Raw genomic sequence first — 16,563 nt, forward strand, 5'->3', positions numbered from 1 at the left:
TGTCTTCTTTTTGTTATTTGTCGATAGATATAGTACGTTCTGTTATGTTCCAGCCTCCAATAGTTACTGCAAGGTTTTTATCTGCACCTGGATTATGGTCGATAACAACTTTTTTAGTTTGTCCCGGCAATACCGTTACATAATTATCACTGTAAAAGGCCGGGAGGACGCGTTGTTTCGTATCAGCATTAACTAAAGACAGGCGGTTGAAAAATGCAAGCGCGCCATTACCTTCGTTGGTCAGCGTTACCTCAACCTTGCCGTTCTTTAAATATTTAGCTGTTGCACCTAAATTACCTTTAGGCATTTTTTGTAAGCCCGAGAAATCTCCGTTAGCATCAGGTAACCAGTAAATATTCTCGCTAATTACTTCTTTATCTGATTTAAGCAATTGCAGGCAAAGGAAAACACCTTTGTCTTTTGCTTCTTTCTCAATCTCTCTTTTCAGTGATAAATAGCGTTTGGTAGTAGTCGGTGTTACGTCGGCAAAAACCTTTGTTAACACTTTCTCCTTGCCATCCATATCATAGGTTTTGGCTACCAGCAGCATGTTGCTATGCGTTTTAAATGTATTGTTGGCTACCATTACCATACCATCCGTTTGGTTATACATGATGTGTAAAGGCTCGCTGCCGTTATGCAAACCGTAAAGACAACCGTTAGGATCAAGATAATAATCATACATCTGGCCGCGCATGGCTGTCCATGGGTTTTGGGTTTTCCAGATGATGGTGCCGGTATACCAATCCCACATATGAGAGCTGAAGCCCTCCATCAAAGCACGGTATTGATCATAATTTACCAATTGTGCTTTGGTTGCGAAGTCCTCAACATTTTTGGCTTTTCCATACTTATCAATAAAGCCGTCGTAGCCGATATATTTATGATACTCCCAAACCGGGTCTGTTTTAGTTTTGCCGGTAGATGCATCAAACTCGGGCACAACCATATTTTCTGCCGGGATAAAGCGTTTTAATGATTCATAGTCGCTAACGCCAACCGACCCTACTTCCGAATTGAACGGATAAGTTTGGTGATCCCAGAAAGTTGTAAGGCTTTGGATGCCGTAAGGCCCATCGCCGTTGCCGCCCTGTACATTGCGCGACATTTCTTCCGAGTTTGAATATGGGATAAACCAGCGGGTATTATCCAGCTTAGGCATAATGGTATCGCGCAGGGCTGCAAAAATATCTTCGGGCGGAGTGATCTCGTTGCCACCGCACCAGATAGCCAGCGACGGGAAGTTACGTACCAGTTTAACCTGGTCGGCAACTGATTTTAAATATAGGTCATGATCATCAGGATATTTACGCCGGGTCCATTGATCATCAGCCTTCATTGGATCTATCCAGCGACCATTACAATCGCCCGATCCCCACATATCCTGAAAAACCAGCATACCGTATTTATCGCAAGCCTCATAAAACTCCGGGCGTTCAATCAGCGCACCACCCCAAACACGGATCAGGTTCAGGTTCATATCACGGTGAAAACGAACTTCGGCATCATAACGGGCATCGCTGAAACGTAACATCTGATCAGATATGATCCAGTTCCCGCCTTTAATAAACACCTTTTGGCCGTTTATGTTAACCTGGCGGCTTTCGGTTTTATTGTTCCATTCGGTAGTGATCTGGCGTACACCAACTTCAATATTTTTTTGGTCGGATACCTTGCCACCTGCTACAAACTGCAAATTAAGCTTATACAAATTTTGCGGACCGTAGCCATTAGGCCACCAAAGCTTAGGGTTTTTAAGGCTGTAATCCGCCAGTTTAACTTCCTGTTTTGAATTGGCTTTCAGGGTAACCGACTGTGATACCAGCTTGCCATCTAAATTATATTGCAAAGTACCGCTTACTACAGCACCCGTAGCGTTTTCAACCTCTGCCGAAACCTGTATAATAGCAGGTTGCTGCGCACGTTCGGGCTGACGAACGCCCGGAACAAGGGTAACTACATGGGGATCTTTAATAACTACCGCGCCGGTATGCTCAATAGTTACCTTATCCCAAATGCCTGTGTTACGGTCACGAATAGGCTGGATCCAATCCCAGCCTGCGGTATATTGAATACCTACACCACGCGCAATAGTACCGTCACCACCCTGGCCGCCATTGGGGTTACCAACAATATCAGGAGGGTACACCACAACAGCTAAGCGGTTATTACCATTTTTGCTCAGCCATTTGGTAACATTATAGCTTTGGCGTAAAAACATGCCTTTATGCAGTTTGCTATTAAGTTTATGCCCGTTAAGGAAAACATCGCAGCTATAGTTTACCCCACGAAAGTTAAGATAGGTTTGATTGCTTCCGGTTGGCGCGGCCTCTTTAAAATCTTTGGCGAACCAGTAGCTGTAGTAGTCACGACCTACTTTATAGATATCAGGGATCTTTTCATTGTTCATCCCATAAAATGGATCAGGTACCTGTTTATTTGCTACCTGGGTTGTAAGTACCGTTCCCGGCACTACTGCTGGGTTCCATGCAGCCAGATCATAATTGGATTGCGATATGGTAGTGCCGTTATCTTTAACACTATTGATTGAGGTACATTTCCAGCCGCTATTAAGCTCGTAGCTGGTTTGCGCCCCTGCGTTTTGATAAACGCCAGAAGCAAGGACGGATAACACTAATGAAAATTTAAACAATGCAGATCTGCCTGCCGAACGGGTTGTTGTCATTTATTTGGGTTGGATGGATGATCAAAATTAAAAACTGCGAAATCATTTTAGCTGTAAAAACTTGGCTATATAATATGGGATTTTGTCGGTATAATTGTCATTTAGACGAGTATACAAGGCGTATGTGGTAGTAATCAGGAGAAATCTTATACGCCCTGTAAAATTTGCCCGTCGCTTGTACAAGATTTCTCCTCACCTTTTTTAGCCCTACCCTATTCGTCGAAATGACATTGTGGTTATGTGGCTGTTATGAAATATTAATAAACTATTTTAAAACCGGCCGCTTCATTAAGCCCGCTTGTTTGCTGTAATTTTGCAGGGATACTGATATCAATACCATCAGTCACCTGTTTCCATTTAAGGCTTTGAGTGCTTCCAAGCAGGGTAACTTTCTTTACCTTTTTAATGTCTTTTAATTTTATAGATACTGTAGCAGGTAAAACCACCTTTTCCTGATCACTCAAAGCGAAGGCATAAATAGTGTTGCTGTTTTTAGCTTTCGTATAGTATATATTACCTGTTGAATATGGTGCAACCGACTGGCTGGCATAAATACCTTCACCGTTGATTTTCATCCAATTGCTAATACCTTGCAGGCGTTCATAGGCAACCGGATCCCAATCACCATCAGGGCCGGGGCCAATATTCATGAGCAGGTTACCACCGCGCGATACGATCTTCACCAACAACTGAACTATTTGCTGTACCGATTTATAATGATCGCCGGGAACATAGCTCCATGAATTACCCATGGTTATGCAGCTCTCCCAGGGATGATCAAGCGGTACTTCGGGTACTTCCTGTTCGGGAGTAGTGTAGTTTTCATATTTGCCTGCAACGGTACGATCAACCACAATCAAGCCTGGTTGCTTTTGCCTGCCCATAGCGGCTATTCTTGGCATGTCAATATCCTGGTCAAACTTAATTCCTCGCTGCCATTCTATGGTAGTATCAACACTGCTTTTCGGGCGTACCCATCCCCCATCAAGCCATAAAATATCAACCTTGCCATAATCGCTCATGAGCTCACTGATCTGGTTATAGGTAAAATCTTTAAACTTCTGCCAGCGATCAGGGTATTTTTTAGGGTCGTAATTTACATTACGATCTTTTGGCGGGAAGTATGGCCACCAATAATTTTCAGTATGCCAGTCGGGCTTTGAAAAGTAGGCGCCAATCATAAAGTTATCTTTACGGAAAGCGTTGAAGATCTCTTTAGTTACATTGCTTCTGGGATTGGTGGAAAAAGGCGTTTTACTGCTCGTAATTTTATAATCGGTTTCTTTGGTATCAAACATGCAAAAACCATCATGATGCTTGGTCGTGAAGATCACATATTTCATACCGGCATCTTTGGCCGCCTTTACCCATTTTTCGGGATTGAATTTGGTTGGATTAAAAGTTGTTTGGAGATTTTCGTATGCCGCCTTATAACCATTATAGGTAGCGCCGTACGGACCGCGGCGTTGTGTCCAGCCTTCATCCTCGGGGCAAATGCTCCAGCTTTCAACTACCCCCCACTGGCTGTAGGTACCCCAGTGCATAAACAAACCAAACTTAAGATCCTGCCAATTTGCAATTTTTTGCTCAACTGCAGGGTCGCCTGCAGGAATATATTGCTTTGACATATTGTGCTGTTGTCCAAACACTTCAAAGCAGCCGAAAACCAAAAGAAATACTGTAAATAATCGTTTCATCAAGCTATTATTTTATTAATTACTGACAATTTTATATGGTGTATTGCTTACACACTTTTTAAAATTTTTTAAAAAACATTGCAACTTACATCAATTAATTTCATTTTTCGATTTTAATATGTTATTATTGTTACACCATTATTAAGTTTAAATTTAGTTGATTAATTAAAAAATCTTCGGTTTGAGAGACAGAAAAGTTGATACGCTAAAATTATGGAAACTCATTTGCAACAATGATGACGAGAACGCTTTTGAGTTGTTTTTCCATGTCCTTAACAACTCGCTCATTAAATTTTGTGTACTCTACGTACATCAACGGGAGATTGCCGAAGAAATAGTTTCGGACGTGTTTGTAAAATGCTGGCTTAACCGTAAAAACCTTACCGAAATTCAAAACCCTGAAACCTATTTATTTGTAGCGGTAAAAAACCAATCGCTAAACCACATCAAAAAATACTCAACTATTCACGTTGTACAAATTGAAGAAACCAATACGGTAGAATTTGTAAACACCTATAACCCTCAAAAGGAAATTGAAAACAAAGAGCTTATTTTTAGGATGGACCAGGCCATAGCCGGTTTACCCCAACAATGCCGAATTGTTTTCAGACTGATAAAAGAGGATGGTATGAAGTATAAGGAAGTGGCCGAAATTCTTAATATTTCGCCCCGCACGGTACAAACGCAACTTTTCAGAGCGATCAAGAAGCTTAGTGTCGTTTTGACACAATACAATAAACACCACGAAGCTGTGTTAAAACCAATGCAATCAACATTTTAGGGAGCACAATTGTAATTTTCAATTATTTTTTTTAACCTTGTAAGTAATTAACCTAAATAAGTTGTCCTATCATAAATAAGGATGCAATTATACGATGGGCAATGATAAATTTATAGAGTTGGTGGGCAAAAAATTGTCGAATGAAATCAGCTCTGATGAAAATAATGAATTTCAGCGTTGCTTAGCTAATGATGCTTCCCTTCGTGAACAATACGAAGCCCTTTCTGCTTACTGGAAACATAGCGATGCCCAATATGCCGACAATGCCCTCGCCTTTCAAAAAATAAAGTCAAAAATTAAAGCACAGGAAGTTATTGAACCTGCAGCGGCCATTAACCCCGTTAAAAAGGGCACGATGCATTATCTTTGGCGTGCTGCGGCCGCTGTTGTTTTAATAGCAGGTTGCGCGTACCTTTTTTATTCAAAAACAGTTACTTTGGGCCACGGAATTGCAAGCACAACATCCGCCGCCTGGCAAAATAAAAATACGTCTGCCCGCGATAAATCAACCATTGTATTAACCGACGGTACACGTATCACTCTTAATTCGCAAAGTTCGTTAAGATATCCAACAAACTTCACAGGCAAAACCCGCGAAGTTTATTTAAGCGGCGAAGCCTTTTTTGATGTACATAAAGATCATGAACACCCGTTCATTATCCATACCGAAAAAATGAACATTAAGGTGCTGGGTACCGCTTTTAACGTTAAATCATACCCCGATGATCCGTCAAGTGAAACAACCCTGATCAGGGGCGCCATTGAAGTTACCCTTGACGACCGGCCATCGGACAGGATCATTTTAAAACCAAGCGAAAAACTGATTGTTAAAAAGGGCTCGTTTACTACTGTACGTAAAAACCAGGCCAAGCTTTCACCAGCTATCGACAGCAGTGCCGGTACGCAATATGTCTTAACCAGCTTTACCCGCCTTCACCAGGACGACAGTGCCATTTTAGAAACATCCTGGACACAGAATAAACTCATTTTCAGAGACGAAAGCTTTGCCGACCTCGCCATGCGCATGGAACGCTGGTATGGTGTTGAGATCAAATTTAAAAATGATGAAATGAAAAAGTACCGTTTCAGCGGCACTTATGAAAAAGAATCCATTACCCAGGCTCTTGACGCATTACGCATTACCGAAGATTTTCATTACAAAATTAAAAACGCTGCCATTTATATCTACTAACTAATAATTCTACAGTTAGTTATCAGTACATTTGTTCCCATCAGTTGGCTTGGCTGTGCTTTACAATATTCGTAATTGTTACCTACCAATTCGGTCATTTTACACTATTACCTGTGCTAATTATAAAATTTATGTAAATTTAGGCATCCCCAATGGATGTTGGCGACAGGTTTAGGTTATCAGTATAAATGAAAATACGGTTTAGGTTAATATTATTCTTCAATTTACTGGCTATATTAACTGTATATTCACAAACCCGCGTCACTATCAATTTAAAATCGGCCGATTTTAAAAAGGTGATCTCAGCCATCGAACGTCAAAGCATTTATCATTTTGTTTACAGCGAAAGAAAAATCCCCACTTTAAACAAAGTTGACGTAGACGTTGATAATGAAGATGTTAAAAGCATTTTAGATAAAATTTTGGCCAATTCGGGCTTCGCTTATACCGAGCTTGCCAATCACCTAATAGTAATTGCCCCAATTGATGAAATAGTTAATGTAGTTAAGGTAACGGGCATTGTTGTTGATGAAAATGGCGCACCGCTTGCCGGCGCTACAGTTAGGGTAAGAGGGTCAACCATGGGCTCGCTCACTGACGCGAAGGGCGCGTTTTCGCTTGAAGTACCCTCTGGGTCAACGTTGATAGTGAGTTTTGTAGGTTACATTATAAAAGAGGTAAAACTTAATAACGTTGCAACATTAACTATTCCGCTTACAGTAAGTAATGTGCTAAACGAGGTAGTTGTAACGGCGCTTGGCATTAACAAGGAACAAAAAAGGGTGGGTTATTCAGTAACAACTATTAGTGGTGAAGTACTTGATAAAGCCAAGGAATCAAATGTAGCATACTCATTAGAGGGGCGCGTAGCAGGTTTAAGTATCAATGGCATAAACGGCGGACCAGGATCTTCTGCGCGTATTTTACTAAGAGGCGTTACAAGTTTTGGTGCAAGCGCGCCACTCTTTATTATTAATGGTGTGCCCATGGATAATACTCAAAGGGGCTCAGCCAATGAATGGGGCGGGGCCGACTTTGGCGATGGCATCAGCAATATAAATCCCGACGATGTTGAAAATATGACCGTATTAAAAGGCCAGGCGGCATCGGCACTTTATGGAGCACGCGCGGCCAATGGCGTAATTTTAATAACTACCAAAACAGGAAAAAAAAACACTCCATTTGGTGTTGAGTTTAATACCAATTATCAAACTGATAAAGCAATTAATACCTTTGATTATCAAACGCAATACGGCCAGGGTTTGTATGGGATAAGGCCGACTACCGTAACCAATGCAATATCCTCAGGCAACTATGGCTGGGGCGAAAAACTGGACGGTAAACCCACAATTCAATTTGATGGCGAATATTACCCCTACTCGGCTGTAACAGATAATATCAGTAAATTTTACCGTCGGGGTTATACTTTTACCAACACTGCTGCATTTAGCGGCGGTAACGACAATGGTAATTTCCGGTTGTCATTATCAAACCTTAGCAACGGCTCAATAGTACGTAACAGTGATCTCAACCGCAAAACGTTCAACTTATCGGCAAGTCAAAATGTTACCAAAAAACTGAATATTAATGTTGCAGCTAATTTTATCAACGAAACTTCTAATTTAAAACCCAACTTGAGCGATGGGCCTTTTAATGTAAATAACATTCAATATCTGGCAGCCAACGAAGATCAGGCTATCCTTGCGCCTGGTTATGCTTCAGATGGCAGTGAAATAAGATGGAATAGCGACACCTTTACTACAAACCCTTATTTTACCGTTAACCGGTTTATTAATGATGTAAACCGTAACCGATTAATAGCTGCATTATCGGGTAAATACAATTTCAATAATTGGCTGTATGCACAGTTGAGGTTGGGCAACGACATCCTTTACGATAAACGAAAAACGGTTACCCCAACCGGAACCGCTTATTACGCCGGCGGAACGGGGGGACTTGATGAACAGTCAAACACCCAACGATCTGAACTAAACAGTGACCTGTTAATAGGTGCCAAACATGACATCATTCCTAAGGTGTTGAGTTTTGACATATCTGCCGGGACTAACCTACGCAAAAACACATACGAGTACACGAAGCTTTTTGGAGGCCCATTCATTGTACCATATTTTTATAGCTATAATAATTTGAGCATCAAGAGCAGCAACTACAACTATAAAAGTACCGAAACGCATTCGAGCTATTACGCTGTTGATTTTTCATTCAGAGACTATTTAACCATAACTACTACCGGCCGCTACGATGCCTACTCCACGTTGCCGAGCGATAACCGGAGTATCTTTACGCCTTCGGTATCGGCAAGTCTTTTATTTTCCGATCTTGTTCATATTCCCAGCCTTGATTTCGGAAAATTGAGGTTATCGTATGCGCAAACGAGCGGCGAGCCAACTGATGCATATGTAACAACCCAATATTACACAACAAATTATTCGATAAACGGTATTGCCATCGGCAGTTTCAGCGACAGCCTGCCCAATTTATTTCTTAAGCCTTACACGCTTACCGAAATGGAAGCCGGTACCGAGCTTAAATTTCTAAACGGCAGGCTTGGAATTGATGTAGCCTATTTTCACCGTAAAACAAAAAATGAGATCATTAAAGGCGACCTTGATCTGGCAACCGGTTTTGCACGGCGGTTTATTCCTACGGGCTCAACCCAAAACAACGGCATTGAAATTGAGCTAAGCGGCACTCCAGTTAAAACAACAAGTTTTAACTGGTCGCCATCGTTTAATTTTACCTATGTACAAAACAAGATCCTTCAAACAGACGGCACTCCCGAGTCGGCTAACATAAGCTTCGGTACTTACCGCCCGCTAAATGCTGCTACGGCACTGGTTAAAGGCTTGCCAGGGCCCCAGATTATGGCCAACGATTACCTTAGAAATGATAAAGGACAGATCATTTTTGACGGAAATGGTTTACCCATGGCCGGCCCGCGTGTACCTATGGGCAGCGCGGTGCCTAATATATACGGTGGATTAAACAACAATTTTGCATTTGGCAAACTAAGCCTCTCATTTTTGATCGATTACCGTTTTGGTAATAAGATATTATCGGCTACAAATTATAATAGCATTTACAGGGGCTTTAACCAGCTTACCCTTTCAGGCAGGGAAAACGGCGTTATTGGCAATGGCGTAAACAGCAATGGTGAAAAGAACACGATTGCTGTACCTGCCCAAAACTATTACCAGGCGCTAGCCCAAAATGTATCTGCATTAAATGTGCTTGACGGCAGGTTTATTAAATTACGGCAGGTTACTTTTGGCTATACTTTTTCAAAGGGCTTTCTTAATAAAACACCATTTGAAGGCATAACCTTTTCACTGGTAGGCAGAAACTTGTGGACAATTATGAAGCGCTCGGCCAATATCGATCCGGAATCTGGATTTTCGCCGGATATAAAATATGCCGGAATTGAGGGAGCAAGCCTTCCGCCAACCCATACTTACGGAATAAATATTAACTTTAAACTCAAAAAATAAATCATCTAAAAATGGCTTCCACCATAAAACACAAACTCCTATGTTGTTCGGTAATGCTTGCGGCATTACTAAAATTTTCTACCGCAAATGCGCAGGTTCCTTTTTATAAAGATGCCTCGCAATCGATTGATTCACGCGTAAAAGATCTTTTATCGAAATTAACCATCGACGAAAAAATCTCCTTATTAGGTTACCGCAGCCAGGCCGTGCCCCGTTTAGGCATCCCTGCCTATAACTGGTGGAATGAGGCTTTGCATGGCGTAGCCCGCGCCGGAGAAGCAACCATATTTCCGCAGGCTATCGGGATGTCGGCTACATTTAATGAAGATCTGTTGAAACAGGTCTCAACGGCCATATCAACTGAAGCCCGCGCAAAATATAACCTGGCCATTGCACAAGACAGGCACCTGCAATATATGGGACTGACCTTTTGGACGCCCAACATCAATATTTTCCGCGACCCGCGCTGGGGACGTGGCCAGGAAACCTATGGCGAAGACCCTTTTCTGACCGGTCGTATGGGTTCAGCCTTTGTTAAAGGTTTGCAGGGCGATGATCCTAAATACCTGAAAACATCTGCCACGGCCAAACACTTTGCCGTACATAGCGGCCCGGAAGCTACCCGCGATAAATTTGATGCTAAAGTTGATGAGAAAGATCTTCGCGAAACCTACCTGTATGCTTTTCACGAACTGGTTAAAAACCACGTTGAATCGGTAATGAGCGCCTACAACCGCGTTAACGGTGTACCAAACTCTATCAATAAAATGCTGCTTACCGATATATTGCGGAAAGAATGGGGCTTTAACGGGCATGTAGTAACTGATTGTGGTGCCCTGGATGATGTGTACCTTACTCACAAAACACTACCAACTGCGGTTGAAGTAGCCGCTGCCGCGATCAAGGCTGGCGTTGACCTGGATTGCTCGTCCATTTTGCAAAACGATGGTATTAAAGCTATTAAACAAGGCCTGCTTACCGAAAAAGATGTTGACCAGGCCCTGAGCGCTATCTTACGCACCGAATTTAAACTGGGTTTTTATGACGACCCGGCCGCTAATCCTTATCATGGTTACGGCGCCGACAGTGTTCACAATGAACAACATTTGGCTTTGGCCCGTAAAGTGGCCCAGCAAAGCATGGTATTGTTAAAGAATAACAACAATGTTTTGCCATTCAAAAAAAGCAGCTACTCCAGCATTATGGTAGTTGGGCCAAACGCGGCCTCGCTCGATGCCATGATAGCAAATTACCACGGTACCAGCAGCAAAGTGATCAATTTTGTTGAGGGTATTACCGGCGCGGTTGATAAAGCTACCCGCGTTGAATATGACCTTGGATGTGATTATAAAGATACCACTCATTTTGGCGGCACCTGGGCTGCGGGTAATGCTGATGCTACTATTGCTGTCATAGGCCTCTCCCCCGTTTTGGAAGGCGAAGCAGGCGATGCTTTCCTGTCTGAAAGTGGCGGCGATAAAAAAAACCTGAGCCTGCCTGCCAGCGAAATTGCCTTTATGAAAGAACTGCGCAAAAGCGTAAAAAACAAGCCCCTTGTAGCAGTAATAACCGCAGGCAGCGATGTTGACATATCCGCTATTGAGCCTTATACCGATGCCATTATATTTGCCTGGTACCCCGGCGAACAGGGGGGTAATGCATTAGCTGATATTATTTTTGGCGATGTTTCGCCTTCGGGCCACCTGCCGCTTACTTTTTATAAAGACATGAGCAATTTACCCGACTACAGCGATTACAATATGAAAAACCGCACTTACCGTTATTATACCGGTCTGGTGCAATATCCTTTTGGTTTTGGTTTAAGCTATACTTCGTTCAGCTACACCCTGGGCAGTAAATTAAAAACCACCTACAAAAAAGCCGATACCCTTGCAGTAACAGTAAACGTTAAAAACACCGGTAAATTTAATGGCGATGAGGTAGTGCAGGCATATATTAAATATCCTAATATCGACAGGATGCCGGTTAAAGAATTGAAAAGCTTTAAACGCATCAGCCTGGAGCAGGATAAGGAGGGTACCGTTACTTTGAAAATCCCTGTTCAGGATTTACAGAAATGGGACCTTGCCACACACAAATGGAAGCTTTATCCCGGCAGCTACAAATTAGTACTGGGCAGCAACTCGGCCGATGAAAAGCTGGTAGCTGATTTCAAGATAGCTAATTGAAAAAACTCATAAAGACTTAAGAGTGTCATTGCGAGGAACGAAACAATCCCAAGCTATACAGGGCGAACCTGCTTATCGGGGATTGCTTCGTTCCTCGCAATGACGTTTTTTTTATAACTAACTCACAATAAAGCCTTTAAATCCTTCGTAATTCTACTTTTATCTGTAGCGGTCTTAGCCAGTTTCAGGGCAGTTTGCAAATGCGATACTGCCTTTTTACGATCTACCCCTGTATACAAGTAACCAAGCAGCACATGGTACAAATGATTAGTATCCAATTTTAACTTTTCGGCCTCAATAATGGCATTCTCCTTCCCTTTTACCTTTGCCAGGGCATAAGCCCGGTTCAACGCAGCCGCGGGCGAATAAGCAGCGATAAGTAACCTATTGTAGAGCATTAATATATTTTCCCACTTTTCGGTAGTATCAGTTTTAACGGTATGCCAATAAGCTATAGCAGCTTCAATATGATATTTACCGGCGTCGTTTCCTTTTTTTGAGGCAAGGTTTAGGTAGTATCGTCCTTTTACTATCAAATCATCATTCCAAAGCATTCTGTCCTGGTCATCATAGCGGATCATTTCGCCATGTTCATCTACCCGGGCATCAAACCTTGAAGCATGAAAACACATCAATGACAACAAGGCATTCACCTCGGGCAGGTTGGTTTGCTTGTTTTCTATAAGGAGATAGTTAAGCCGCATGGCTTCTAAACACAAATCTTTTCGCAATGTAGTGCTCTGGCAGCTGGAGTAATAGCCCTCATTAAACAGCAGGTATAAAGTTTTCAGTACGATGCCCAGCCGATTAATAATATCAGCCGGTTCAGGGAAAACGATCTTCACTTTTTGTTCCCGAAGCTTTTCCTTAGCCCTGAACAGGCGTTTATTAATGGTTTCTTTATTCGATAAAAAAGCCTCGGCAATTTCATCAATTCCGAAACCGCAAAGGATACGTAATGCAAAGCCAATCTGCGCCTCGGCCGGCAATACCGGGTGACAAATAGCAAACATCATTTGCAGCTGGCTGTCGCTAATATTTTGGTCAGAAAGATCGATCTCTGCCTCGTAATTATCCTCTGCAACAATCCCTTCGGCTATTTTTTGCTTAAACCTGGAGCCACGCCTTACATAATCGGTTGCTTTATTGCGGGCCACGGTATATAACCATGCTTTAGGATTATCCGGCAACCCCTTGATTCCCCATGTTTCGGCAGCAGTGAGGAAAGTATCACTGGCAATATCTTCGGCGGCTTCTATATGTTCAAAGCCGAAATAATGGCATAATACCGCGATTATCTTTTGATACTCGGAGCGGAACAGATGTGGTAGAAGCTGATCTTGCTGCATAAACCAGCAGCCTCCCGTATATGGGAGGCTGCAAATCAATTACACTTCCATTGGGATGATAGGACGAACTTCAACACTGCCCCCTACCGACAGGATCGGGCAGCCCTTTGATAACTCCGTGGCTTCTTCCAGCGATGACGCTTTGATAATACTGTAACCCCCTATGGCTTCCTTAACCTCAACATAAGGGCCGTCTGTTACTACATTGTCAGGTTTTACTACGCTGCCAGCGGTATCCAACCTATTGCCTACAGCAACCAGTTTGTTTTGCGCGGCAATCCCGCCAATCCATTCGCGCCAGTAATTCATCATGGTTTGCATCTGTTCGGGCGACCGCGTTGCTGCAGTGGCTTCTGCGTCTCTTCTGAAGATCAATAAGAACTCGTTCATGTTTTTTGAATTTAATGGTTAAAAACCAAAAGACGATCAGGGTTGGCTGAATTGGACAACCACTCATTTTTTTTTCAAATTAACCAGAAAAAGTTAATCTGCAATGTATAACCTTACATAATACTTATAAATTGAGGTTGATGTGCTTTTGTTATTTCACGTACTTTGATAGTACAACAATACTACCACATTATGAAATACAGAAAATTAGGAAATACCGGAGTTGAACTTTCGGCCATTGGACTGGGATGTATGGGCATGAACCATGCTTACGGCAAGCCGGATGACGATGAATCAATAGCCACCCTTGAAAAATCAATAGAAATAGATATTAACTTTTGGGATACGGCCGATGTTTATGCCAATGGCCGCAATGAAGAATTAGTATCAAAGGTATTGGTACCCAATCGTGATAAGATCTTCATCGCCACCAAATTTGGTTTCAGGGCCGGTGCCGATGGCAAGCTGACTGAATTTGACGGCTCGCCGGCTTATCTTAAAACCGCGGTTGAGCAGAGCTTAAAACGCTTAAAAACGGATGTGATTGACTTGTACTACGCCCACCGGATCGACCCAAATGTGCCTGTTGAGGACATGGTTGGCGCCATGGCCGACCTGGTAAAAGAAGGTAAAGTAAAATACCTGGGGCTGTCTGAAGCTTCGGCAAACTCTGTCCGTCGTGCACACGCGGTGCATCCAATTAGTGCCTTGCAAAGTGAATATTCTTTATTAACGCGCGATGTAGAGGCTGAGGTATTGCCCGTGTGCAAAGAGCTTGGGATTTCATTCGTGCCATTCAGCCCACTGGTACGTGGTTTGGTAACAAACGCGTTGGATGTAACCAAACTGGCTGATAACGATTTCAGGAAAAGCCTGCCCCGTTATCAGGATGCCAACGCCGAAAATAACATGGGGCTGGCTCATGAGTTTGCAAAGCTTGCCACTCAAAAAAATTGCACACCTGCCCAGTTGGCGCTTGCCTGGGTGCTGGCACAAGGCGATAACATTATCCCTATTCCAGGAACAAAGAGGAGAAAATACCTTTTGGACAATGCAGGTTCGGTTGATGTGGAATTAACAGCCAATGATTTACAGGATATTGAAACCGTTTTAGCTAAATACCCGGATACCGGCGACAGGTATAATGAGGCTAATTACAAATTTGTTGATAAGAATTAATTGTAATTTTATTTCACTAAGGCGCTAAGACGCCGGATTCCGTTGCCGTCTTGGCGCCTCTGCGTGAAAAAATATAAACCCTTATGGCATATAACGAACAAATGGCCGATCGTATTCGCGAAGAATTAATGGACCTTCCGATGGTGGAAGAAAAGAAAATGTTCCAGGGAGTTTGTTTTATGGTAGATGATAAGTTATGTGTTTGCGTACGCGACAATAGCATTTTGTGCCGCATTGGCGAACAACAAGCCGCTATTGAACTTGAGAAAGGAAACTGTAACCAAATGGTAAGCGGCGAAAGAGTAATGAAAGGCTATGTTTATGTTGAAGACTTCAACCTGCAAACCAACGACCAGCTGAATTACTGGATTAATTTGTGCCTTGAATTTAATCCGCTGGCAGAAGCATCTAAAAAGAGGAAATCCAAAAAGAAATAACCCTCATTTATTCACCGTTGGTTTATCGACCATAGTAGTCAGTCTGAGTGATTAAATCCGATGGCCTCTGAAGGTGTAATGACAAACTTTGAACTGTCAGTCTAAGCCCATCGAAGACTCGCGCGCAGAGGCCCCGCCCACCATGTTTCGAGAGCCTCAACATGACATCCTTTTTAACTTGTCATGGGCAGGTAGGAAGCAACAACGCTTTCTTTACTTTTAAATAGTCGCTGCAAAACGACAACGTTTTACTTCTTCACCATTTTATAATGTTTGATCCCGGCTTCTTCAAACTCCGGCCCTGATGCTTCAAAACCCAGTTTTTCATAAAAAGGTACCGCGTGGGTTTGCGAATTAAGATAAACATAATCCGCATCGGCTGGCAAATCAGTTAACACCGCTTTCACCAGCTCTCCTCCTATCCCAAATCCTCTGAACGTTTTCAATACGGCAAACCGCTCAAGCTTATAACCATTTTCGGTTTTACGCCAGCGGCAGGCACCGGCCGGTTCTCCATCAACGGTAGCTAAAAAATGATGAGATACATCTTCATGTTCATATTCCAGCTCGGGAGGGCAATTTTGTTCAACTACAAATACTTCCCGCCTTATGGCATGCACGATATCAAGATCAGCTTGCTCCGTTACTTTTTTTACTATGATTTTTGCGGGCATTGATGTAATGCGGTTTTGTTTTGAAATGATTGAGTTTTGTGGTGTGGTTTTCTCTTGCCGCATCAATAGAGTGCGTACAGGTGATATCATCTTCCTCTTCGGCAAGTCCGGCCAGTTCCACATAAAATTTATGCAATTGATCGAGCTCCTTTTCGGTAATATCTTCAATATCAACCATCCGGTTACTTGCCCCCTGGTGCGAGGCAAGCAGCTCATTCAGTTTCAAATGTATAGCCTTCGAATCTTTATTTTGTGATTTCTGGATCAAAAAAACCATCAGAAAAGTAACCACAGTGGTACCGGTATTGATAACCAACTGCCAGGTATCTGAATAATGGAATAATGGTCCGGTTATTCCCCAAACAATGATGATGCCAAAAGCCGTGATAAATGCGCCCGAACTGCCCGTGGCTATAGTGGCCCAATTGGCAAAGCGTTCAAATAAATTCTTTTTCTTTTTATTAATTTCAACCATATAGC

Annotated in this window: 12 protein-coding genes; 6 read left to right on the forward strand and 6 right to left on the reverse strand. The window is 42.6% G+C overall.

Features of this window, described 5'->3' with window-relative positions:
- Positions 1-13 precede the first annotated feature (13 nt).
- Positions 14-2,686 carry a glycoside hydrolase family 2 protein gene (locus FHW88_RS18710; RefSeq protein ID WP_176627484.1) on the reverse strand — a complete coding sequence of 891 codons (2,673 nt, stop codon included), beginning with the start codon at positions 2,684-2,686 and terminating at the stop codon, positions 14-16.
- 257 nt (positions 2,687-2,943) lie between these two features.
- Positions 2,944-4,383, reverse strand: a complete 1,440-nt coding sequence (locus FHW88_RS18715) for an alpha-L-fucosidase (protein WP_176627485.1) — start codon at positions 4,381-4,383, stop codon at positions 2,944-2,946.
- A gap of 181 nt (positions 4,384-4,564) precedes the next feature.
- On the opposite strand from FHW88_RS18715, the gene FHW88_RS18720 reads away from it, so the two are divergent.
- From FHW88_RS18720 to FHW88_RS18735, 4 genes are all read left to right on the forward strand, one after another.
- Positions 4,565-5,164 carry an RNA polymerase sigma-70 factor gene (locus FHW88_RS18720; RefSeq protein ID WP_176627486.1) on the forward strand — a complete coding sequence of 200 codons (600 nt, stop codon included), beginning with the start codon at positions 4,565-4,567 and terminating at the stop codon, positions 5,162-5,164.
- A 94-nt stretch (positions 5,165-5,258) separates the two neighbouring features.
- Entirely contained in the window at positions 5,259-6,356 is a 1,098-nt protein-coding gene (locus tag FHW88_RS18725) for a FecR family protein (protein WP_176627487.1), read from the forward strand.
- Between the two features lie 188 nt (positions 6,357-6,544).
- The gene (locus FHW88_RS18730; protein WP_176627488.1) at positions 6,545-9,865 is read left to right on the forward strand and encodes a SusC/RagA family TonB-linked outer membrane protein; all 3,321 of its coding nucleotides are present in this window, start codon (positions 6,545-6,547) and stop codon (positions 9,863-9,865) included.
- 11 nt (positions 9,866-9,876) lie between these two features.
- Entirely contained in the window at positions 9,877-12,054 is a 2,178-nt protein-coding gene (locus tag FHW88_RS18735) for a glycoside hydrolase family 3 protein (protein WP_255485371.1), read from the forward strand.
- Positions 12,055-12,176: 122 nt separating this feature from the next.
- Here the strand turns inward: FHW88_RS18735 and FHW88_RS18740 are convergent, their stop codons facing one another.
- A complete protein-coding gene (locus tag FHW88_RS18740) occupies positions 12,177-13,403 on the reverse strand; it encodes an RNA polymerase sigma factor (RefSeq protein ID WP_176627489.1) in 1,227 nt (408 codons plus the stop codon).
- 39 nt (positions 13,404-13,442) lie between these two features.
- A complete protein-coding gene (locus tag FHW88_RS18745) occupies positions 13,443-13,793 on the reverse strand; it encodes a YciI family protein (RefSeq protein WP_176627490.1) in 351 nt (116 codons plus the stop codon).
- A 192-nt stretch (positions 13,794-13,985) separates the two neighbouring features.
- Here FHW88_RS18745 and FHW88_RS18750 point away from each other — a divergent pair, with 192 nt between their 5' ends.
- Together FHW88_RS18750 and FHW88_RS18755 are read left to right on the forward strand one after the other, a co-directional pair.
- Positions 13,986-14,972: an aldo/keto reductase gene (locus tag FHW88_RS18750; RefSeq protein ID WP_176627491.1), complete on the forward strand. Its 987-nt coding sequence runs from the start codon at positions 13,986-13,988 to the stop codon at positions 14,970-14,972.
- A gap of 83 nt (positions 14,973-15,055) precedes the next feature.
- The gene (locus FHW88_RS18755) at positions 15,056-15,409 is read left to right on the forward strand and encodes a TfoX/Sxy family protein (protein ID WP_176627492.1); all 354 of its coding nucleotides are present in this window, start codon (positions 15,056-15,058) and stop codon (positions 15,407-15,409) included.
- A gap of 248 nt (positions 15,410-15,657) precedes the next feature.
- On the opposite strand, the gene FHW88_RS18760 is transcribed toward FHW88_RS18755, so the two are convergent.
- Positions 15,658-16,083, reverse strand: coding sequence for a GNAT family N-acetyltransferase (locus tag FHW88_RS18760; protein WP_090526965.1), 426 nt, complete (start codon positions 16,081-16,083; stop codon positions 15,658-15,660).
- Entirely contained in the window at positions 16,040-16,558 is a 519-nt protein-coding gene (locus FHW88_RS18765; protein ID WP_090527640.1) for a low affinity iron permease family protein, read from the reverse strand. Before FHW88_RS18765 ends, FHW88_RS18760 begins: the two co-directional genes overlap by 44 nt.
- Positions 16,559-16,563: the final 5 nt, after the last annotated feature.

This window comes from Mucilaginibacter sp. SG538B, assembly GCF_013376065.1.
Taxonomy (GTDB): Bacteria; Bacteroidota; Bacteroidia; order Sphingobacteriales; family Sphingobacteriaceae; genus Mucilaginibacter; species Mucilaginibacter rubeus.